Here is a 20,920-nt window from a genome sequence, read left to right as displayed (position 1 = left end):
CCGGACGTCGCGGTCCCGGCCGGCGTCCGGCCCGGGGCCTTGGCCGGGGACACGGCCGTCGCTTGGCTTGTGCGTGATGCTCACGGTTCAGACCCCTGTGGAGAAGCCGCTGGACCAGATCTGCATCTGGTAGGTGATGTGGTCCCACACGCCGGTGACGAGCAGCACCCCGACGGCGACGAGCATGCCGCCGCCGATCCGCATGACCCACGCGTAGTGCCGCTTGACCCACCCGAAGGCGCCCAGCGTACGGCGGAAGGCCAGCGCGGCCACGATGAAGGGCACCCCGAGGCCCAGGCAGTAGAAGACCATCAGCAGCGCGCCGCGCCCGGCGCTGGCGTTGCTGAAGGCCAGCGACTGCACCGCGCCGAGCGTCGGTCCGACGCAGGGCGTCCAGCCCAGCCCGAACATGGCGCCGATCAGCGGGGCGCCGGCCAGCCCGACCCCGGGCCGGTAGTGGAAGCGGAACTCCCGCTGGGTGATGCCGCCGAGGATGCCCATGAAGGCGAGCCCGAGCACGATGGTGAGCGAGCCGAAGATCCGGGTCAGCAGCTGCCGGTGCTCCTGGAGGTCGGAGCCGAAGTTGCCGAAGAGGGCACCGCCGGAGACGAACACCGCGCTGAAGCCGAGCACGAACAGCAGCGACCCGGCGAACATCCGCCCGCGCCGGGCCTCGCCGAGGTCGCTGCCGGTGACGCCGGTCACGTAGGAGAGGTAGCCGGGCACGAGCGGCAGGACGCAGGGCGAGGCGAAGGAGATCAGCCCGGCGAACATCGCGATCGGTATGGCCGCGATGAGCGCTCCGGACGTCACCGTGTCCGCGCTGCCGGCCAGGAGGAGAGTGCCGCCCGCCACGTCACTTCTCCGCGGCGACGGGGTCGATCAGCTTGTGCAGCTGGTCCTCGGTGAGCGCGGCCAGCGCCCGCCCCGCGACCCGGCCCTGCCGGTCGATCACGAGGGTGGCCGGCAGGCTCTGCGGGTTGAGACTGCCCTTGGGGAACTTCAGGATCAGCTTGCCGTACGGGTCGTACAGGCTCGGGTAGGTGATGCCGAAGCGCTTGTCGAACCGGGCGGCGTTGGAGCGGTCCAGGTCACGGGTGTTGATGCCGAGGAACTGGACGCCCTTGCCCGCCTCGGCCGTGGCGACCTTGGCCAGGTTGGGTGCCTCGGCCCGGCAGGGCGCGCACCACGACCCCCAGATGTTGACCACGACGACCTTGCCCTTGTACGCGGCGAGGCTGGTGGTGGCACCGGCCACGGTCTTGCCGGACAGTTCCGGGGCGGGCTTGCGCTGGGCGGCCTTGACCATCGTGATGTCGCCGTTGCCACCGACGAAGTTGGAGTTGCCGGCGCCGGACGACGACGTGGACGAACTGCATGCGGCGAGCGTCAGCGCCAGCGCCACGGCTCCGGCCGGCGCGGCGGCGCGACGGAGCAGGCGGCGACCGAAGGCGCACGGAGAACTCATGTGAAAAGTTTCGCATGGGCCCTCGGACGATCTTCCGCACCCCCCCACCGTCAACCCCAAAGACGGCAATTGCCCCAAGTAAGGATGCGAGGGTCAGGTCGCCGCCGGCACCGAGGGCGCGGCTCCGGTCGCGGGGGCGGCCCCGGTCGCGTCGGAGGCCGGCACCTGCCCGGTGAACTCCTTCCAGCCGCCGGGCGGCTGCCCGCCGACCTCCAGCTCGCGCAGCTTGGCCAGCATCGCCGGGTCCTGGGCGTCCAGCCAGTCGGTGAGCTGCTGGAAGGAGACCAGCCGCACGTCCTTGTAGCCGAGCGAGGCGATGTGCTGGAAGGCACCCTCGACGGCGTCCATGTAGATGCCGCCGTTCCAGTCCTCGAAGTGGTTGCCGATGTAGAAGGGCGCGCGGTTCGTCTCGTAGGCGCGCTGGAACCCGGCGACGTACGAGGCGGTCGCCTGGCTGCGCCAGTACGGGTAGTTGCGCGGGTCGGACTTGGTGGCGGCGTGGGACTGGTTGGCGAGCATGTTGTAGTCCATCGACAGGACCTCGAACGTGTGCCCCGGGAACGGGATGAGCTGGAGCGGGAAGTTCCACAGGCCCTGCATCTTGTCCGGCCAGGTCTGGTTGCCGCCGGGGTTGCTGGTGTCGTAGCGCCAGCCGAGCGCGGCCGCGGTGGGCAGCAGGCTGTCCTGGCCGAGCAGGCAGGGGGTGCGGCCGCCCATCAGGGTCTTCTCGTAGTCGAACGGCAGCGGCTCGTCGTCGTGCCAGCCGGTGTTCGTCTTCCACTGGGTGACGAACGACACGGCCTGGTCGATCTCGCTCTTCCAGTCCGCCGGGGTCCAGCGGCCGACGCTGCCGGCGCCGGCGCAGAAGTGGCCGTTGAAGTGGGTGGCGATCTCGTGGCCGGCGTTCCACGCCTGCCGCAGGTTGTCGAGCGTCATCTTGATGTGGTCGTCGGCGAGGTACCCGATGTCGGAGGCGCCGAGCGGGCTGTTCGGCGGCGCGTACTGCAGCTTCTTGCCCTCCGGCAGCAGGTAGAGGCCGGAGAGGTTGAAGGTCATCTTGGCGCCGTGGTCGTCGGCGAGCTTGCGGAAGCGGGGGAAGAGGCCGTTGCCGATCTCGCCGGCGCCGTCCCAGGAGAAGACCACGAACTGCGGGGGCGTCTGGCCCGGCTCCAGCCGGTCCACCACGGGCTGGCCGGGCTGCGGGCCGGTGTCGGCGGTGGAGCCGTCGCCGATCAGCCGCACGGTCGTCGACGGGGCCTTCGCGCCACTCGCGCCGGAGTGCTCCCCCGTCTTGCGGGCGCTCGGGGCGGAACCCGAGGTGCCCCCCTCCTTGGCGCTGCAGCCCGCCATGGCGACACCCGCGGCGGCTCCGGCGGTGGTGGTCAACAGGGCCCTTCGGGTCATGGCACTCATGCGATCCCCGTCTCTCGGCGTCTGCGTTCTGCGTCTGCGTTCTGCGTCCGCGTCGTTGCCCCTCACCACTTCCTCACGGTCATGGGGAAACGGGGGCTCTCCGCCGAATAGCCCACTTATGGGCTAAACAGATCACCTTAAAAGAGGCCCGGAGCTGGCATATGCGCGAGAAGGGTGCCAAGCAAAGGGGCACGGTGCCCTGACGGAAAAGGGCAGCGAAAAGGGGCGCGGGGAGTACCTCCCAGCGCCCCTTGCCTACGTGCGCACCCTCTTCCGTGACGGACCCAGGGTGCGCCTACCCGCCTGCCGGCTACGCGCCTACGCGCCCACCGAGCCCCGTACCGGCTTCGCGCCCGCCCGCAACCTCGCCGGGACCAGGTCGATCGCCGGCTCGCTGTAGCCGACGGAGATGATCTCGTCGCCCTGGAACGTGAAGCTGGTCACGCTCGCCAGCGTGCACTGCCGCTTCCGCGGGTCGTGCCACAACCTGCGCCGCTCCGCGTAGGACCGGACGATCCAGATCGGCAACTGGTGGCTGACGCACACCGCCTCGTGCCCGCGCGCGGCGTCCCGCGCCGCGCCCAGCGCCGCCATCATCCGCACCACCTGGTCGACGTACGGCTCCCCCCAGCTCGGCCGGAACGGATTGGTGAGGTACTTCCAGTTCGCCGGCCGGCTCAGCGCGCCGTCGCCGACCCCGAAGGTCTTGCCCTCGAAGATGTTCGCCGCCTCGATCAGCCGCGGGTCGGTCGCGATGTCCAGCGAGAACGCCTTCGCGATCGGCGCCGCGGTCTCCTGCGCCCGCTCCAGCGGGGACGCGACGACGTGGCGGATGTCACGCCCCGACAGGTGCCCGGCGACCCGGTCGGCCATCTGCCGGCCGAGTTCGGAGAGGTGGTAGCCGGGCCGCCGCCCGTACAGCACCCCCTCGGGGTTGTGCACCTCGCCGTGGCGCATCAGGTGCACGACGGTCAGCTCGGTGGGATCGGCACTCATGCGTGGGCCTCCGCTGCGGCACGTGCGGCGGCGGGCAGCGCCGCGGCGATCCGCTGCACCGCCTGCTCGTCGTGTGCGGTCGACACGAACCAGGACTCGAACGCGGACGGCGGCAGGTAGACGCCCTGCGCCAGCATCGCGTGGAAGAAAGCGGTGAAACGGTACGCCTCCTGCTTCTTCGCGTCGTCGAAGTCCCGTACCTCGGCGTCGGTGAAGAAGACGGAGAACATGCTGCCCGCGGTCTGCACCCGGTGCGCGACGCCCTCCTTGTCCAGCGCGGCGCTCACCAGTTCGCGGATCTGCGCGGAGACCGCGTCGAGCCGAGCGTACGCGGCCGCGTCCAGCAGGCGGAGTTGGGCCAGCCCGGCGGCGGTGGCGACCGGGTTACCGGAGAGCGTGCCGGCCTGGTAGACCGGCCCGGCCGGGGCGAGCGCGGCCATCACGTCGGCGCGCCCGCCGAAGGCCGCGGTCGGGAAGCCGCCGCCCATCACCTTGCCGAAGGTCAGCAGGTCCGGGCGCACCCCGTCGATGCCGTACCAGCCGGCCGAGCTGACCCGGAAGCCGGTCATCACCTCGTCGGAGATGTAGAGGGCGCCCTCGGCCGTGCACAGTTCCTTGAGCCGCGCGTTGAAGCCGTCCCGCGGCGGCACGACGCCCATGTTGCCCGGCGACGCCTCGGTGATGACGCAGGCGATCTCTCCCGGGTGCGCGGCGAACGCGGCCCGTACGGCCTCGATGTCGTTGTACGGCAGCACGATGGTGTCGCCGGCCTGCGCGCCGGTCACCCCGGGGGTGTCCGGCAACCCGAAGGTGGCCACCCCGGAACCGGCGGCGGCCAGCAGCGCGTCCACATGACCGTGGTAGCAGCCGGCGAACTTCACCACCTTCGCGCGGCCGGTGAAGCCGCGGGCCAGCCGGATCGCCGACATCGTGGCCTCGGTGCCCGACGACACCAGGCGCACCTGGTCCAGCGGTTCGACCCGCGCCACCATCGCCTCGGCGAGCGCGACCTCGCCCTCGGTGGGCGTACCGAAGGAGGTGCCCCCGACCACCGCCGCCTGCACGGCCGCGATCACCTCCGGGTGCGCGTGGCCGAGAATCATCGGTCCCCACGAGCAGACGAGGTCGACGTACTCGCGCCCGTCGGCGTCGGTCAGGTACGGGCCCGCACCGGAGACCATGAACCGCGGCGTGCCGCCCACCGCGCGGAACGCCCGCACCGGGGAGTTCACGCCACCTGGGGTCACGGCCGCCGCGCGGTCGAAGAGTTCCTGGGACACTGGTGCTTCGTACGGATAGCTCACAGGCACATGCTCTCAAACGACGGGCGTTGCGCCGCAACGTCTCGACCTCGTATCTGAGACGATGATCGGGTTGCATGGTTGGGTCGACGGATGGTCGGGTAGTGGAATGCAGCAGCGCGGTGGTGAACCGGGCGACGTGCCGGGCGATCGCGAGCCCGAAAACCCCCGTCCCACCGGCCGGCGACGCCGGCCCGCCGATCGCGTACCGCAGGAGAACAACGACTCCGGGGCCGACCGCCCGGAACAGCGACCGACCGCAGAGGGCAGGAGCAGGGGTGGCCGAGTGGGGGTGACCTACAAGTACTTCGGCGCGCCCGACGGGGCCACGGCGGCCCGCGTCCCGATCTCCATGCGCCCGGAGGAACTCGGGGGGGACGAACTCGGCCAGGGCATGTACACCAAGGTCAAGCCGGAGACGATGGCAGCGATGGTGCTCACCGGCATCGAGGGCATACCTCCGTCGAAGGTCCCGCCGCTCGAACTCGTCGTCCTGCACCCGGATTACGCCGTGGTCCGGCTGCCGGCGTCCGTGGTCGACCCGCTGCGCACCGCCAACGAGGAGTCGTTGGGCGCCGCCGCCTTCATCTGGTCCACGGTGCCCGACCGGCGCGGCCCGCGCGACGCGTTCGTGATCTACCAGATGCTGCACGAATGGCAGGATTTCGCCCGCCGCTGCGAGGAGTCCGGCCACCAGCTCTACTGCCTGGTCTGGCCGTAGCTCCTCCCCCTGGGGCCCGTCCCGGCCCCTTCGTCCGGCGGCGTGCTTCGCCCCCTTCGCCCGGTTTGCCGCTGGCGGATCACCGCAACGGCCTGGACACGCACAACACCCTTCCGGGGCAGGCGAGTCGGCGGCGCAGTCGGCGGGCGCAGGCCCCGGATCAGCGCTCGCGCGCCGCCGTCGCGTAGTGCGCGAAGAACGCCTCGGCCGCGGCCTCGACCTCCAACGGGTCGGCGCCCGTGGTGAGTTCCCACAGCAGGCCGCGGCTGGTGGCCAGCCACAGCAGCGCCTCGGCCCGGGCCCGGCCGGCGGGGACGCCCACCGCCCTTACCAGCGGCAGCAGTTCGTCGATCCACGGCTCGCGGGTCTCGTCCACGCCGGGCCGGCGGGCCCGCAGCGCGAACCCGACGCGGTACAGCGGCCACATCCGGGGTTCGGCGAGGTGCCGCCACATCCGGCGCATCGTCGTAGCCGGATCGGCGTCCTCGGCGCCGAAGGCCGCGAGGTGCGCCCGCTCGCGCCGCTCGCACGCCTCGTGCACCGCGACCAGCAGGCCCTCGCGCGAACCGAAGTGGTACAGCAGCAGCGAGTGGCCGACCCCGATCGCCCCGGCGAGCGAGCGCAGGCTCCCGTCGAGCCCCTCCCGGCCGGCGTCGCTCAGCAGGTGATCGAGCACGGCGCCGGTCAACTCGTCCTTCGCGCTCACATCCCTCACCCTACGTGACCGCAAGGGCTAGGGTGGGGGCGAGCGACTTGACCAAATGGTCAAGACAGCCGGACCCCGGGAGGCGGGCATGCGGTACGAGACGCACATGCGGGTGGACGCGTCGGCGCGGACGGTGTGGGCGCTGCTGGCCGACCTCGGCGGCTGGCCGCGGTGGACCCCCACGGTCACCGCGGCCGAGGTCCACGGCGCGGCCGAACTCGCCGTCGGCACGCCGGTCACCCTCACCCAACCGGGCCGCCGCCCCACCACGTACACCGTCGACACCGTCGAGCCCGGCCGCCGCTTCCGCTGGAGCCGCAGCGCCGGCGGCGTCCGGCAGTGGGCCGACCACGTCGTCCGCCCCGACGGCGCGGACCGCTGCGAGGTCGTCCTCACCTTCGCCATGGAAGGCCCGGCCGGCGCCCTCCTCGGCCGCCTCGGCGCCGCCACGATCCGCCGCATGGTCGACACCGAGGCCGCCTCCCTGAAGGCCGGCGCGGAGCGCGCCCCGGAGTGAGCCGCGCCCCGGAACCGGGCGAGGGTCCTTCGGCTAACCGGGCGGGGCGGCCGGGGAGTTCGGGGCGGCCGGAGAGCTCGGGGGGTTCGGGGCGCTCGGGGGGTTCGGGACGCCGAGCAGTTCGTGGAAGGCCGGCCGCAGCATCGCGACGACCTGCTCCGGCGAGGCGTCCCGCAACCCGTCGAGCCCGAGCAGGTGCCGCCCGATGACCGAGCCGATCGTGATCGCGCCGACCAGCCCCGCCCGCAGGTCGGGTGCCTCCCCGTCGATCCGCTCGGCGGTGCGCCGCTGCTGCTCCAGCATCGCCTCGCGGGCCTCCACCACCGCCTCGGGACGGGTGAACATCGACCGCAGCACCGCCATCACGTCGGTCGGCTCGTCCGACAGCTTGTCGGCGAGCGCGGCCAGCAGTTGCTCGGCGATCCCCTCGATCGTGTCGGCGGAGACATCGTCCGGCGCCATCCGCGCGACCTGCTGGAAGAGCGCCTCCTTGGAACCGAAGTAGCGCGTGACCAGGCTCGGATCGGTGTACGCCGCGGCGGCGATGGCCCGCACGGTGGCCCGCTCGTACCCGACCTCGGCGAACAGCCGGCGCGCGGCGGCGAGGATACGGGCCTCGGTGGCACGCCGCCGCTCGGCCCGCGTGGTCGTCCGGGCCGGGCCGGAGGCCGAGTCGGAGGGGGAGGTGGAGGCCGAGCCGGAGGCGGTCGGCGGCTTATCCGGGGGCGTCACAGATTCAGCCTACACGCGTTGACCGAAGGGCCGGCGACCGCTACCGTCATTTGAGTCAACACGCGTTGCACGAAACGTGCCGCGTCGTGCGGCCGAGGCGTGCCGCGACACACCGTTTCACGCCATTCCGTACCGCGTTGCGCCGTGTTGCGCCCCCATGCGCCGCGGCCGGGCCCGTACCCCGGCCGCGGTCCGGCACCGGCGTCGGCACCCGCACCCGCCCCTGCCCGCCCGTCCTCGACTCCAGGAGCACCGCCATGACCCAGACCGTCCTGCTCAGCGCGTTCGCCGGGTTGATGGCCGCGAACGCGCTGCCGCACTTCGTCAGCGGCATCACCGGCCGCCCGTACCCGAGCGTGACGGGCAACGGGCCGGTGCCGAACGCGATCGGGGGCTGGGCGCTCTTCGTGGTCGCCGGGCTGAGCCTGTACTGGGCCCGCCCCGGCGACCACCCCGGCGCCGCCTGCGTCGCGGCCGCGCTCGGGGCGCTGCCGATGGCCGTCTTCCACGCGGCGGGCGGCCCGGCCTGGGTGAACACCAGGTCCGGCCGCCCCAACCCGTAGGCGCGCCCCGGCAATCGGCCGCCGGGCCCACACGACCGCGGCCGCCCGGGGGGAGGGCCGGGCGGCCGCGGTTCACCGAAGGCGTGCGCTCAGCGCGTCACCATGCCGAGGGGGCCGGCGGCGGCACCACCGCGGGACGGTCGTCGCAGGTGATCGTGTTGGGCAGTTCCCACGGGGCGAGCCAGTCCCCGGTGGTGCCCCCGCCGTCGTTGCCGCCGAGGTCGGTGAGCGTGAACTCCGAGCCGCTGGGCGGGAAGTTGAGCGAACCGCAGTTGTTGACGCCGACCGCGCCCACGTTGCGGGCGTCCACGTTCTGGAACGTGGCGCCGCCGGCGACCCGCGCGCTCAGCACCGACGTGCCGGTGCCGTCCACCTTGATGTCCTTGAAGTGCACGTTGGTGATCGAGTAGAGGTCCTTCACCGGGAAGTCGCTCACCAGCATGATCGCGTTGTAGGTGTTGTCGAGGAAGTCGTCCCCGGTCACCTCGATGTCGGCGCTGATGTTCTTCTCCAGCGCGTAGAACCAGATCGCGCCGAGCCCGATGTTCCAGTTCAGGTCGTAAGTGCCCGCCCGCACCGTGGTGTTGCCGGTGATCCACAGGTGGCCGGTGAACGCCTCGGCGCCGAACCGGGAGCCGACCTGGATGCCGCTGCCCTCGCGGATCGGGTCGGCGACCAGGTTGCCGGAGACGGTGTTGTCGGTGCCGCCGTAGATCGCGATGCCGTTGGCGAGCACCGGCGTCTGGACGGTGTTGTGGTCGAAGGTGTCGTTCGCGTCCTCGACCTTGTCCGACCACATCGCCAGCCCGTCGTCACCGGTGTTGCGGACGACGTTGTTCCGCACCACCGAATCGGTCACGCCGGTGTGGAAGTTGATGCCGTCCGCGGTCTGGTCCACGATCTCGTTGCCGGTGATCGTCAGGTCGTGCATCGGGCCGTCGAACCACATGCCGGCCTTGGTGTGCTGGATGTACAGGCCGGAGATGGTGGAGTCGCTGAGCGCGCCGCCGATCCCGTTGACCTGGTCGGTGTCCACCCGGTCCCGGACGTCGCCCTCGATGGCGAAGCCGGACAGGTGCACGTCGCTGCTGCCGCCGTCCGCCGCGTCCTTGCCGTAGAAGCCGACGCCGGTGTGGAGCGACCCTCCCCCAGGCCCTGCGGGCTGGGAGGTGCCCCCAGGAGCGGGCTTGCTCAGCGTGACCTGGTGGCCCTTGATGACGGTGTACCAGTTGCCGGCGCCCTCGATCGTGACGTGGTCCACCACGATGTGCCGGTTGACCTGGAAGGTGCCCGGCGGGATGTAGACCTTCAGGTGCGCCCGCCTGGCGAAGGCGATCGCCTTGTCGATGGCGTCCGCGGAGTCCCGGCGGCCGGTCGGGTCGGCGCCGAAGGCCAGCACGTTCGCCGCCAGCAGGTCGATCTTCGGCGCGGCCACCAGCTGCGAGTCCATCAGGTCGACCGTGGTGGTCGCGGCGCCCTTCGGCACCGTGAGCCGGACCTTCTCCCCCGCCTGGTAGGTGCGGCCGAGCAGCAGCCGCTGCTCGTCGTAGAAGTGGTTGGGGCGGAACGGCTTGGCGACCGTCGGCGTCGGCGTGGTCTGGTCCGGCACGCACGCGCACTCGGTGATCCACTGGTCGGGGTAGAGCAGGTCCGCGGCGGGGTCGTTGGAGAACGGGTACTGGTTGTAGAGCCAGGCGTACTGCGAGGTGAGCGTCATCGTCTTGCGGCCCTGGACACCGCCGCCGCTCTTCGCCGCCAGCGAGACGTCCAGCGGCGAGGTGATGCCGCCGCCGGCCGGCGCGTCCGGAATGCTGTAGCGGACGCTGATCGCGTTGGCCGCGCTCGGCAGCGTGAACTCGACGTACTGGCCCGGCTTCAGCGTCACCGCACTGCGGCCGGACGCCTCGGCGGGCAGGGTGTACGCGGCCGTGCCCGGGCCGATCACCGTGCCGTCGGTGGCGGCGTCCTCGGCCTCCTGCTCGGCGAACCCGAGGTCGGCGCCCCGGCCCGTGACGAGCGAGGGGTCGAGGGCGGCGCGGGTGACGGCCGCGGCCTGGCCCGCGCCCGGCCCCCCGCCGTGGGCGACGCCGCCCGCGTACGCGGGTGCGCCGGCCAGCACACCGAGGCCGACCGCGGCCGCGGTCACCGCGGCGAAGGCGGCCGCCGCTCTTCGTCGGGATCTGCCGGGCCCACTTGCCACCGCACCGGTGATGCTCCGTGACATCGCTAGCTCGTTTCTCTTGAGGGGGCGAAACGGTGAGGTGACAGTAGGGCGGCCCGATCCGCCACCACAAGATTCCTGCACAGGTATTTCGTGTCTTTGGCGAACAACTACGCCTGTCCGTCGGGTTCTTGCGGAACGATCGAGAGTACTTGCGGCCGTACGGGCGGGGCGAGCGGGGCTGATGGGACCGCCGGGGCGACGCGGGGAGGCGCGAGCGGTGCGCGGGGCGTACGGGGCCGGTGGGTGCGGAAGGCGGTGGCGTACGGGCCCGGCGGGTGCGGGTGCGGGTGCGGCGGGACGGCGGGGGCCGCGCACCGGGCGCGACTACCTAAGCGTGACGGATTCCGCCGGCGCCGGCCCTCCGTAGCGTCTGCCGTACCGGAGCACCGGCCGGGGCGACCGCCCCGGCCCGGCAGGACCGGACGACCCGAGGAGCCCCACATGACCGCCTACGCCGTCGCCCACATGCGCAGCGTCACCCCGCACCCCGAGATCGGCCTCTACCTCGACCGGATCTCCGACACCCTCGACCCCTTCGGCGGCCGCTTCCTCGTCCACGACTCGGTGCTGGACGTGGTGGAGGGCACCTGGCCCGGCCACCTGATCGTGATCGAGTTCCCCGACCTGGCGGCGGCGCGGGACTGGTACGCCTCCCCCGCGTACCGCGAGATAGCGCGTTACCGCACCGACCACACCGACTCCGACATCGTCTTCACCGCCGGGGTGGCCGACGGCTACCGGGCCTCCTCGCAGCACTGAGCGTGCCGTTGACCACGGCCGTGGACGCGCCGGCGAACGCGCCCGTGACCACACCCGCGAACGCGCCCGTCCGCGGCGCTCCCCGGAGGTCCCCGGCGGTCTCCTGCGGTCCCCGGCGATAGGGTCGGGGCGACGACGGCAGTGGCCAGGCGCGAGGTGGGAGCCCGTATGCAGGACCAGACGATCGGCGGCTATCTGGATCGGCTCGCCGCCCGCGAACCGGCACCCGGCGGCGGGGCGGCGGCGGCCCTGCACGCGGCCCAGGGCGCGGCTCTGCTGGCGATGGTGGCCCGCTACACCACCGGCGAGAAGTACGCCGCACATGCCGCGCAGGTCGCCGCGATCACCGCGGCGGCCGACGAACTGCGGCTGCGGGCGCTGGAGTTGGCACAGGAGGACGCGCGGGCCTTCACCGCCGTCACCGACGCGTACAAGCTGCCGCGGGCCGAGGCCGAGCAGAAGGCGGCCCGTTCGCTGGCCATCGCCGGCGCGCTCGCGGGTGCTGCCCGGCCGCCGGCCGACGTGATCGCCGTCGCCGCCCGGGTGGTCGAACTCGCCGAGGAACTGCTGCCGTTCGGCAACCCGAACGTCGTGACCGACATCGCCGCCGCCACCGAGGCCGCGCGCGCCGCGGCCACCACCGCCCGGGTGAACGTCGAGATCAACCTCGGCGGCATCAAGGACGAGGCGGTACGGGCCGAACTCACCACCGCCATCGGGGGCGTGGACCGGCTCGCCGCCCGCGCCCACGCCGTGACCGAGGCCGTACGCAAGGAGATCACCCGATGACCGCCACGCCTTCGGTGGCCCTGGACGGCCGCCCGCGCGCCGCCGAGATCCGGGCCGAAGTCGCCCTTGCCGCCGCCGAGTCGGCCGCCGGCGGGAACCGGCCCCGGCTGGCCGTGGTGGTCGCCACCGAGGACGAGTCGACCGCCTGGTACGTACGCTCCATCGCCCGCGCCGCCGAGAAGGCCGGGCTGGCCTGCGACCTCGTGACGCTGCCCGCCGACAGCCAACCCGCGCTCATCCGGGAGGAGTTGGAGCGGCTGAGCGCGGACCGGTCCGTGCACGGCGTCATCCTCCAGACCCCGCTGCCCAAGGGCGCGGTCGCCGCGGAACTGGCCGCCGCCCTCGACCCGGCCAAGGACGTCGACGGCGCGAACCCGCTGAGCCTGGGCCGGCTCGCCGCCGGACTCCCCGCCTTCGCCCCCGCCACCGCCGAAGCCGTCGTCCAGCTCCTGGACTTCCACGACGTCCCGCTCTCCGGTCGTACGGTCACCGTCGTCGGCCGCTCCACGGTGGTCGGCAAGCCGCTGGCGCACCTGCTGCTGGACCGGGACGCCACGGTGACCGTCGCCCACTCCCGCACCGCCGACCTGCCGGCGGTCACCCGGCAGGCGGACATCGTGGTCGCGGCGGCCGGCCGGATCGGGCTGATCACCGCGGAACACCTGCGCCAGGGCGCGGTCGTGGTCGACGTCGGCACCAACCCGACGCCGGAGGGCGGGCTGGCCGGCGACGTGGACGCGTCGGCCGCGACGGTGGCGGCCGCGGTGTCGCCGGTGCCCGGCGGGGTCGGCCCGATCACCACGGCGCTGCTGCTGCGGCACACCGTACTCGCCGCCCGCCGGGCGGCCGAGGGGTGACGAACGGCGGGGCCGGACATGACAGATGTCATCGCCGACCCCGGACGTCCGGCTCTGCCGCCGGCACCCCCGCGGACGCGAAGCTGAGTCCATGGCAACCACCGAGGCAGTCACGCAGACCACGACCTGGCCGTCCCCGCGGAGCGGCGCCCCCGCCGGCACCGGCACCGGCATCGGCACGGGCACCGGCACCGGCGCGAAGGGCGGTGCCGACGCCAAGACCGGCACCGCCACCGGTGGCTACCAGCCCGTCCCGGTCTGGTTCTTCGCCTTCGAGGGCCTGATCGGCGCCTCGTACGACATCGTCAAGAGCGACCCGCACGGCTGGATCGTCATCGTGGTCGCGGTCGCGGTGAACGTGGTGCTGGCCAGGACCGTGCTGCGCGGCCGGCTGAAGATGGCGAAGGCGATCCTGCGCGGCAGGAAGACCCGCAAGCTCGCCGTCGGCCTGATCGCGCTGCGCGTCGGCGTCCACTTCGTGCTCGGCCTGGTCGGCGTCGAGGCGACCTCGCCGGCCGCGCACGTCGCCTTCGCACTGCTGATGTGCGCGACGACGGTCGCCCTGCTCGCCTTCGACCAGAAGATCATGCTGCGGGCGCTGAACGCGGACTCCTGAGCGCCGGCGGTACGGCCGCACCTATGCTGAACAGGTAGGAGCCGAGCCGTCCGGCGCGTCCGGAGCCCGTCAAGCGGCTCGACCCGGTTCGACCGACTCGACCCGGTTCGACCGGCTCAACCGGCCTCAGCAGCAGGACCGTCCGAAAGGCAGCCCGACATGAGTTCCCGTACCGCAGTGGTCACCGGTGCGAGCAGCGGCATCGGCGCCGCGACCGCCCGCAGGCTCGCCGAGGCCGGCTACCACGTCGCACTCGCCGCCCGCCGCACCGACCGACTGGACGCGCTCGCCAAGGAGTTGACCGCCGAAGGCCGCAGCGCCTCCGTGCACGCCCTCGACGTCACCGACCGCGCCGCCGTCGACGCCTTCGCCGCCTCCCTGGACGCCCTGCCCCCGCTGCACGTCCTGGTGAACAACGCGGGCGGCGCGCTCGGCACCGACCCGGTCGCCACCGCCGACCCCGCCGAGTGGCGCACCATGTACGAGGTCAACGTGCTCGGCGTGCTCAACGTCACCCAGGCCCTGCTGCCCGCGCTGACCGGCTCCGGTGACGGCACCGTCGTGGTGCTCTCCTCGACCGCGGGCCTGGGCACGTACGAAGGCGGTGGCGGTTACGTGGCGGCGAAGCACGGTGCCCACGTCATCGCCGAGACGCTGCGCCTGGAGCTCAACGGCAAGCCGGTGCGGGTGATCGAGATCGCCCCCGGCATGGTCAGGACCGAGGAGTTCGCACTCACCCGCTTCCACGGCGACGCCGCCCGCGCCGAGGCCGTCTACGCCGGCGTGGCCGAACCCCTCACCGCCGACGACGTCGCGGACACCGTCGCCTGGGCCGTCACCCGCCCCTCCCACGTCAACGTCGACCTCCTGGTGCTGCGACCGCGCGCCCAGGCCAGCAACACCAAGGTCCACCGGGAGCAGTGAGCCGCGCGGCTCCGGCCGCGGCTAGGCCGTGTTTTGGAAGTCCCTCCCCCCCCCTGCCTTCGGCGGGGGAGGTGCCCCCATCCCGTGGCGCCTGGCACGCACGCTCGCTTCGTTGTCGGGCTGGTCCGAGTAGGCCCACTACGAGGACAACCCTCCGCCTTGCGATCTGGGGGCACCTCCCACGCCGCAGGCTGTGGGGGAGCACCAGACGCCACGGGCCCCGCCCTTTGGGCGGACGGCGCTACTTCCAAAACACGGCCTACGTGGGCACCGTGATCGCGAACACCGCGCAGAACGCGATCATCACCCCGCAGAACGCCACCACCGCGACCGCGCCCGCCGCGTTCTTCACGCCCCCCGGCGCGGCCGCCGTCGCCTTCTCCGGCCGCGCCGCCGTGTAGTGCACGGTGACGTGGTCGCCCGCCACCCGGGTCGTCGGCCCGTTCCGCTCCTCGAACCGGACCTCGCGCCCGTCCCCCGTGGTGAAGGCGTACACGTGGTGGTGGGTGGTGCTGTCCTCGCTGTGCGTGGTGTACGCCCGCAGGCACCGCCCCTCGGCGGTCAGCCCGCTGCGCCACGCCGCCCGCAACTCCAGCGCCCGCCGCACGCTCCCGATCGCCACCGCCAGCGCCACCAGCCCGATCAGCGCGGGCACCCCATAGAACATCGCGTCCATACCGCGTCCCCCTCGCGTTTCCCCCGTGGGCCCCACACCCCGGCCCCTGTGCCCGGGACAGTACCCACCCCCACCCCCGCCCCACCTCAAGGAAAGCTCTGAACTCGCCGCAGGCCGGGCCGGCGTGCACCGGCCCGGCACCCGGGCGCACCAGCCGGGCGCGGGCCTCGGCTCGCTCCCGCCCGGCTCAGCCCTTGACGCAGACGACCTGCTTGAGCTTCGCCACCACCTCGACCAGGTCGCGCTGCTGGTCCATCACCTGCTCGATCGGCTTGTAGGCGCTGGGGATCTCGTCCACGACGCCGGAGTCCTTGCGGCACTCGACGCCGCGGGTCTGCTCCGCCAGGTCGCGGGTGGTGAAGCGCTTCTTGGCCGCGCCGCGGCTCATCCGGCGGCCGGCGCCGTGGGACGCGGAGTTGAACGCCGCCGTGTTGCCGAGGCCGCGCACGATGTACGTCGCGGTGCCCATGGAGCCGGGGATGATGCCGTACTCGCCGCTGCCCGCGCGGATCGCGCCCTTGCGGGTGACGAGCAGGTCCATGCCGTCGTAACGCTCCTCGGCGACGTAGTTGTGGTGGCAGGAGATCTCGGGCTCGAAGACCGGCTTGGCCTTCTTGAACTCCTTGCGGACGACCTCGCGGAGCAGGGTCATCATCACGGCCCGGTTCCACTTCGCGTACTCCTGCGCCCAGTAGAGGTCGCTGCGGTAGGCGGCCATCTGCGGGGTGTCGGCGACGAAGACCGCGAGGTCACGGTCGACCAGGCCCTTGTTGTGGGACAGGCCCTGGGCGATCCCGATGTGGTGCTCGGCGAGTTCCTTGCCGATGTTCCGGGAACCGGAATGCAGGGTCAGCCAGAGCGCTTCGTCGGCATCGAGCGAGACTTCGATGTAGTGATTCCCGCCACCCAGCGTGCCCATCTGCTGGGCGGCGCGTTCCGCGCGGAACTTCACGTCGTCGGCGAGGCCGTCGAAACGGGTCCAGAAGTCGGACCAGCCCGCGGTACGGAACCCGTGGATCGCGCCCGGGTCGACCGGGTCGGCGTGCAGGCCGCGGCCGACCGGGATGGCCTGCTCGATCTTGGTGCGCAGCCGGGAGAGGTCGCCGGGGAGGTCGCCCGCCCGCAGCGAGGTCCTGACCGCGCTCATCCCGCAGCCGATGTCGACACCGACCGCGGCCGGGCAGACCGCGCCGTGCATCGCGATGACCGAGCCGACGGTCGCGCCCTTGCCGTAGTGGACGTCGGGCATGACCGCGAGGCCCTTGATCCAGGGCAGCGAGGAGACATTGCGCAGCTGCTGCATGGCGCCCTGTTCGACGGACGCGGGGTCGGCCCACATCCGGATCGGTACGCGGACGCCCGGCAGCTCGGTGTACGACATGGATTCCCCCCGATGGCGGTACGGATAATTGAGCGACAATACGAAGAAAGGGAGCGAGGACACGCTCCGCACAGCCCGTGGGGGCGCGTACGGCGTGACGATCGGGTCGTACCGGCGGGCTTGCGCGGGCCGTCCGGCGCACCGCCCCGACGGGCGGTTTCGGTCCCGGGTGCGATAGACATTGTGTCCAAGGCTCGCTCGTATGCGCCAAGGAATTACCCGCGAGGAATGACGAAAGGGGTCCGGCCGGTGCGGTCCACGTTGCCGTCGACACGAAGGCTGCCGCTCGCCGCCGGGGCCGTGCTGACCGCGGTCGCGGTCGCCACCCTGGGCGCGTGCACCGGCTCCGGCTCGTCGGACGGCGCGGACGGCGACGGGAAGACCGGGCCGGTCACGGGCGGCAGCGTCTCGTCCGCTCCCCCGGGCAAGTACCGCACGCTGCCGCAGCCCTGCACGTCCGTGGACACGGACTCGCTGAAGAAGCTGGTGCCGGGTCTGCAGGACTACTCGGGCGCGGAGTCCCTGACGTACGACACCGACCGGCTGGTGGGCTGCTCGTGGAAGGTGAAGGCGGCCGACGGCACCTCCCGCTCGCTGAGCCTGAGCCTGGTCCGGGTGGTGTCGTACGACCCGTCGGTCAGCGATGAGGCGCAGGCGTCGTCGGACTTCGACAAGCGGGCCCAGGCGGCGTCGATCCCGTCGACCCCGCCCGGCGGCTCGCCGTCGACCACGAGCCCGACAACCCCGACCACCTCGTCGTCGACCGGGAGCGCGGGCACCAGCGGCAGCAGCGCGACCAGCGGCGCGGGCGGCAACTCCTCGTCCGGCTCGGGCACTCCGTCCTCGACCGGCTCCTCGAACGACGCAATCGGGTCGAACGCGGCGAACGACGCGAACACGGGCAGCCCCGATCTCGCCCCGCGGCTGCTGTCCGGTGTGGGAAACGCCGCATTCATCAACGACGTGGCGAAGAAGCCCGGAAAGGGCTCGAGCCGCACGGTGACGCTGGTTTTCCGCACCGCGAACGTCCTGGCGACCGTCACCTACACGCAGTCGTCGCCCACCGACGCACAGCCACCGAAGAGCGCTGACCTGCAGAAGGGCGCCGAGAAGGTGGCGAGCGACCTCCAGCACAAGGTCGAGGGCTGAACCGGCGCGCGGGCCAGGGGTCCACCGCGACCCCTTAGGGTGGTGGGCCGAACCGGCCGACCGCCTCCGCTGCCGAAGGAACCCGAGACCATGGAACGACGTCGACGCCCCTCCAAGCGCCGCCTGGCCGTGCTGCTCGCCTGCGCGACCGTGCCCGCCCTGCTGGTGGCCGGCTGCTCCTCGGGCTCCGGCGGCTCGTCCCACTCCGCCTCCGGCTCCACCGCGAGTTCCGGCTCCGGAGGGAAGAACGGCTCGGCCGCGCCGACCCCGAGCGCCACCACCACACCCCCGATCGCGCCCGCGCGCTTCAAGACGCTGCCGTCGTCCTGCAAGACGATCACCAAGGACACGATCAGCAAGCTGGTCCCGAAGGCCAAGCACAGCGGCGGCACCGCGACGGACACCGCAGACACCGGCAACTCCCGCAGCGGCTGCTCGTGGACCGGCAACGGCAAGGACGGCTTCCAGTACCGCTGGCTCTCGGTCACTCTGGAGCGCTACGACTCCTCCCCCGAGCTGGGCGCGGCCGACCTCCAGGCGCACAAGCGGTTCACCGACGAGGTCTCCGCGGTGGAGAAGACCGCGGGCACCTCCGCCACCGGCGTGACCGGGCTCGGCGACGAGGCCCGCTCGATCAGCGGCTGGACGATCGTCTCGAAGGTCAAGTCGCAGAACGACTCGGTGGTGGTCCGCACCGGCAACGTCGTCCTGATCGTGGAGTACGACGGCGCCGGCCTGGAGGGCAAGAAGAACCCGAGCGCGAAGACCGTGAACAGCGACGCCCAGCGCGCCGCGAAGGACGTGGTCGCCTCGGTCGCGGCGGCCAACGCGTAACGCCGCTTCCACGCCGCTTCCGTCTCCCCTCCGCTTCCGTCTCCCCTCCGACGCCGCCGCGGCGACGCTGCCGCAGCCCCGCCGCGGCCCGCCTCGGCCCGCCGCCCTCCGCAGCGCGTAACAACTCGGCCTCATGGGCCCCGTATCCGTACGTTTGTCCGACCGCGAGTCGACTCCGGCGTCAACCGATCCTCCCGACGCCACCCGCATGTGGCAGTCTGGGTCGGCCAGTTCACGGGACAGGTGCCGACCAGCAGGAGGGTCGCGGGTGGCCGCGATACGTTTGACCCGGACTCACCGGATACTGATAGGTATCGTCGTCTCCGGTGCCGTGGTGATCGCCGGAATCGGTTTCGCCGGTTCGTACGCCGCTGTGCGCACGCTCGCCCTGCACAAGGGCTTCGGCTGGTTCGCGAACGTCTTCCCGATCGGCGTGGACGCCGGCATCGTGGTGCTGCTCTCGCTCGACCTGCTGCTGACGTGGCTGCGCATCCCTTTCCCGCTGCTGCGGCAGACCGCCTGGCTGCTCACCGCGGCCACCATCGCCTTCAACGGCGCCGCGGCCTGGCCCGACCCGCTCGGCGTCGGCATGCACGCGATCATCCCGGTGCTGTTCGTGGTGGCGGTCGAGGCCGCCCGGCACGCGATCGGCCGGATCGCCGACATCACCGCCGACAAGCACATGGAGGGCGTGCGGCTGACCCGCTGGCTGCTCGCCCCGGTGCCGACCTTCCGGCTGTGGCGGCGGATGAAGCTGTGGGAGCTGCGCTCCTACGAAGAGGTCATCCGGCGCGAGCAGGACCGGCTGGTCTACCGCGCCCGGCTGCGCGCCCGCTACGGCGTCGCGTGGCGGCGCAGGGCCCCGATCGAGGCCATCATGCCGCTGCGGCTGGCCCGCTACGGCGTACCGCTGTCCGAGACCGCGGACGCGGGCCTGGAGGCGGCGGGCATCGAACTCCAGCCCGCGGCCAAGCAGTTGACGGCGGCCGCGTCAGGGGCGAGCGCTCCGGCCACGGGCGAGCCGGCCACCGGGCAGACTGCCGAGCCGGCCGCCGGGCAGGCCACTGGCGAGCAGGCGGGCGAGCGCAGCGGCGACCAGGTGGCGGCCGTGGCGGCACGGCCCGTGCGGCCGGCCGGCCCCGCGAGCGAGCTGGACCAGGACTTCGACCTGGCACTGGCCCAGGCGCAGGAGTACGAGCGGCAGATGTACGAACGCCAACTCCAGGAGCAGGCCTACCAGCAGGACTGGCAGGGCGCGCCGCACGACAGCCCCTGGTTCGCCGCGCAGCAGGCCGCCCAGGCCCAGGGACATCCGTACCCCTACCCCTACGGCCCGGCCGGATACGCCGATCCGCAGCAGGCGTACGCGCCGCAGGAGATGCCGCAGCAGGTGCCGGGCCAGCAGGTGCCGGGGCAGGACTTCCCCGGCGAGGAGTTCCCGGGGCAGGGCCCGGCCCACCAGCAGCCGCAGCCCCAGGTGATGGTGCCCGCCGGGCCCAACCGCACCCGCCCGTTGGGCAGCGTGGGCACGGACGGCGACGCGGTCAACGGCATGAGCAGCGGCAACGGCGGCAACCCGGTCAACGGTTCGGGTGAGGCGAACGGCGTCTCCCTCCCCGGGCAGCGCTCCGATGAACCCGGCCCGGCCGAGCAGCGGACCGCCGCCCCGGCGCCCGAGCCGGCGGCCGAACCGGAGCCGGAGGCCGATCTCGCGACCTACCCCTCCGGCACCCTGCGCCTGCCCGACGATGTGCCGGTCGAGGACGCCTACTTCGCCGCCTACCGCCAATACGTGCGGGAGCATGGCACCTTCCCCAACGCCCGCCAGCTCGCCCGGCTGCTGGAGGAGGCATACGGCGGCAACGCGCCCGAGCTGCGCGAACTCATCGCCGCGCACCGCGAGTTGCGCTACCGCTACACGTCCGAGGCGGAGACCGAGTACATCCCGTAGCCCCCCGGGGCGTGCCGCCCCACGAGTCCGGGGCAAGGACGCCGCCCGGGCGGCCGGCTTCCCTCCAGCCCCCGCGGCCGGCGCGCGTCGAACGCCAACGCGTCGATCGGCGACCGCAGTTGACACACCCGGCCAGGCCACCGGGCGTACGGCGCCGCGCCTCGCGGATCGCGGGCACCCCGATAGCGGCCGACGGGCCGGCCCCCGCCCCGAGCGCCGCCGACCGTGGACGCCGGAAGCGGACTCGACAGCCCGTCACGTCATCCCGGCAGGCGCCGGCCGGCGGGGACCACGCCAGGTCCCCCACCGGCCGGCACCCCCGGCACTTGTCCCGCTGGGGCCG

The 20,920-nt window shown here is 72.7% G+C and carries 21 protein-coding genes; 11 read left to right on the top strand and 10 right to left on the bottom strand.

Features of this window, described 5'->3' with window-relative positions:
* Nucleotides 1-87: 87 nt before the first annotated feature.
* From AB0399_RS03685 to hemL, 5 genes are all read right to left on the bottom strand, one after another.
* Nucleotides 88-855 (bottom strand): cytochrome c biogenesis CcdA family protein, encoded by a 768-nt coding sequence (locus tag AB0399_RS03685; RefSeq protein WP_329365997.1) that lies wholly within the window; start codon nt 853-855, stop codon nt 88-90.
* 1 nt (nt 856) lies between these two features.
* Nucleotides 857-1,468 carry a TlpA disulfide reductase family protein gene (locus tag AB0399_RS03680; protein WP_328467775.1) on the bottom strand — a complete coding sequence of 204 codons (612 nt, stop codon included), beginning with the start codon at nt 1,466-1,468 and terminating at the stop codon, nt 857-859.
* A 93-nt stretch (nt 1,469-1,561) separates the two neighbouring features.
* The gene (locus tag AB0399_RS03675) at nt 1,562-2,881 is read right to left on the bottom strand and encodes a hypothetical protein (protein WP_366410106.1); all 1,320 of its coding nucleotides are present in this window, start codon (nt 2,879-2,881) and stop codon (nt 1,562-1,564) included.
* A gap of 318 nt (nt 2,882-3,199) precedes the next feature.
* Nucleotides 3,200-3,877, bottom strand: a complete 678-nt coding sequence (locus AB0399_RS03670) for a histidine phosphatase family protein (protein ID WP_329366003.1) — start codon at nt 3,875-3,877, stop codon at nt 3,200-3,202.
* Nucleotides 3,874-5,181 carry a glutamate-1-semialdehyde 2,1-aminomutase gene (gene hemL / locus AB0399_RS03665; protein ID WP_366410105.1) on the bottom strand — a complete coding sequence of 436 codons (1,308 nt, stop codon included), beginning with the start codon at nt 5,179-5,181 and terminating at the stop codon, nt 3,874-3,876. The genes AB0399_RS03670 and hemL overlap by 4 nt, the downstream gene beginning before the upstream one ends.
* A 106-nt stretch (nt 5,182-5,287) precedes the next feature.
* On the opposite strand from hemL, the gene AB0399_RS03660 reads away from it, so the two are divergent.
* Nucleotides 5,288-5,899 carry a hypothetical protein gene (locus AB0399_RS03660; RefSeq protein ID WP_329366007.1) on the top strand — a complete coding sequence of 204 codons (612 nt, stop codon included), beginning with the start codon at nt 5,288-5,290 and terminating at the stop codon, nt 5,897-5,899.
* Between the two features lie 160 nt (nt 5,900-6,059).
* On the opposite strand, the gene AB0399_RS03655 is transcribed toward AB0399_RS03660, so the two are convergent.
* On the bottom strand, nt 6,060-6,605 hold the full coding sequence (locus AB0399_RS03655) for a TetR/AcrR family transcriptional regulator (RefSeq protein WP_366410104.1): 546 nt from the start codon (nt 6,603-6,605) through the stop codon (nt 6,060-6,062).
* Nucleotides 6,606-6,693: 88 nt separating this feature from the next.
* On the opposite strand from AB0399_RS03655, the gene AB0399_RS03650 reads away from it, so the two are divergent.
* Nucleotides 6,694-7,122: an SRPBCC family protein gene (locus AB0399_RS03650; protein WP_329366011.1), complete on the top strand. Its 429-nt coding sequence runs from the start codon at nt 6,694-6,696 to the stop codon at nt 7,120-7,122.
* A gap of 33 nt (nt 7,123-7,155) precedes the next feature.
* On the opposite strand, the gene AB0399_RS03645 is transcribed toward AB0399_RS03650, so the two are convergent.
* Complete coding sequence (locus AB0399_RS03645) at nt 7,156-7,854, bottom strand: TetR family transcriptional regulator (protein WP_366410103.1); 699 nt, start codon at nt 7,852-7,854, stop codon at nt 7,156-7,158.
* 257 nt (nt 7,855-8,111) lie between these two features.
* On the opposite strand from AB0399_RS03645, the gene AB0399_RS03640 reads away from it, so the two are divergent.
* On the top strand, nt 8,112-8,417 hold the full coding sequence (locus AB0399_RS03640) for a hypothetical protein (RefSeq protein ID WP_329366013.1): 306 nt from the start codon (nt 8,112-8,114) through the stop codon (nt 8,415-8,417).
* Between the two features lie 97 nt (nt 8,418-8,514).
* On the opposite strand, the gene AB0399_RS03635 is transcribed toward AB0399_RS03640, so the two are convergent.
* A complete protein-coding gene (locus AB0399_RS03635; protein ID WP_366410102.1) occupies nt 8,515-10,641 on the bottom strand; it encodes a glycosyl hydrolase family 28-related protein in 2,127 nt (708 codons plus the stop codon).
* A gap of 441 nt (nt 10,642-11,082) precedes the next feature.
* On the opposite strand from AB0399_RS03635, the gene AB0399_RS03630 reads away from it, so the two are divergent.
* The 5 genes from AB0399_RS03630 (at nt 11,083) to AB0399_RS03610 (ending at nt 14,586) form a co-directional block, all read left to right on the top strand.
* Nucleotides 11,083-11,400, top strand: a complete 318-nt coding sequence (locus AB0399_RS03630; RefSeq protein ID WP_328467754.1) for a DUF1330 domain-containing protein — start codon at nt 11,083-11,085, stop codon at nt 11,398-11,400.
* 168 nt (nt 11,401-11,568) lie between these two features.
* Nucleotides 11,569-12,189, top strand: coding sequence for a cyclodeaminase/cyclohydrolase family protein (locus AB0399_RS03625; RefSeq protein ID WP_366410101.1), 621 nt, complete (start codon nt 11,569-11,571; stop codon nt 12,187-12,189).
* Nucleotides 12,186-13,046, top strand: coding sequence for a bifunctional 5,10-methylenetetrahydrofolate dehydrogenase/5,10-methenyltetrahydrofolate cyclohydrolase (locus AB0399_RS03620; RefSeq protein ID WP_329366020.1), 861 nt, complete (start codon nt 12,186-12,188; stop codon nt 13,044-13,046). The genes AB0399_RS03625 and AB0399_RS03620 overlap by 4 nt, the downstream gene beginning before the upstream one ends.
* A gap of 91 nt (nt 13,047-13,137) precedes the next feature.
* A complete protein-coding gene (locus tag AB0399_RS03615; protein WP_366410100.1) occupies nt 13,138-13,662 on the top strand; it encodes a hypothetical protein in 525 nt (174 codons plus the stop codon).
* 159 nt (nt 13,663-13,821) lie between these two features.
* On the top strand, nt 13,822-14,586 hold the full coding sequence (locus AB0399_RS03610) for an SDR family oxidoreductase (RefSeq protein WP_329366024.1): 765 nt from the start codon (nt 13,822-13,824) through the stop codon (nt 14,584-14,586).
* Nucleotides 14,587-14,845: 259 nt separating this feature from the next.
* Here AB0399_RS03610 and AB0399_RS03605 read toward each other — a convergent pair whose 3' ends face one another.
* Together AB0399_RS03605 and AB0399_RS03600 are read right to left on the bottom strand one after the other, a co-directional pair.
* The gene (locus tag AB0399_RS03605) at nt 14,846-15,262 is read right to left on the bottom strand and encodes a DUF3592 domain-containing protein (RefSeq protein WP_366410099.1); all 417 of its coding nucleotides are present in this window, start codon (nt 15,260-15,262) and stop codon (nt 14,846-14,848) included.
* Nucleotides 15,263-15,449: 187 nt separating this feature from the next.
* The gene (locus tag AB0399_RS03600; protein ID WP_366410098.1) at nt 15,450-16,643 is read right to left on the bottom strand and encodes an RtcB family protein; all 1,194 of its coding nucleotides are present in this window, start codon (nt 16,641-16,643) and stop codon (nt 15,450-15,452) included.
* A 228-nt stretch (nt 16,644-16,871) separates the two neighbouring features.
* Here AB0399_RS03600 and AB0399_RS03595 point away from each other — a divergent pair, with 228 nt between their 5' ends.
* The 3 genes from AB0399_RS03595 (at nt 16,872) to AB0399_RS03585 (ending at nt 20,577) form a co-directional block, all read left to right on the top strand.
* Nucleotides 16,872-17,792, top strand: a complete 921-nt coding sequence (locus AB0399_RS03595) for a hypothetical protein (RefSeq protein WP_366410097.1) — start codon at nt 16,872-16,874, stop codon at nt 17,790-17,792.
* A gap of 90 nt (nt 17,793-17,882) precedes the next feature.
* Nucleotides 17,883-18,626, top strand: coding sequence for a DUF3558 domain-containing protein (locus AB0399_RS03590; RefSeq protein ID WP_366410096.1), 744 nt, complete (start codon nt 17,883-17,885; stop codon nt 18,624-18,626).
* 208 nt (nt 18,627-18,834) lie between these two features.
* Complete coding sequence (locus AB0399_RS03585) at nt 18,835-20,577, top strand: DUF2637 domain-containing protein (RefSeq protein WP_366410095.1); 1,743 nt, start codon at nt 18,835-18,837, stop codon at nt 20,575-20,577.
* Nucleotides 20,578-20,920 lie beyond the last annotated feature (343 nt).

Source organism: Streptomyces sp. NPDC088194 (genome assembly GCF_040702025.1).
Lineage (GTDB): Bacteria > Actinomycetota > Actinomycetes > Streptomycetales > Streptomycetaceae > Actinacidiphila.
The sequence above is the reverse complement of the archived record's forward strand: the minus strand, read 5'-3'. Positions and strand labels throughout refer to the sequence as shown.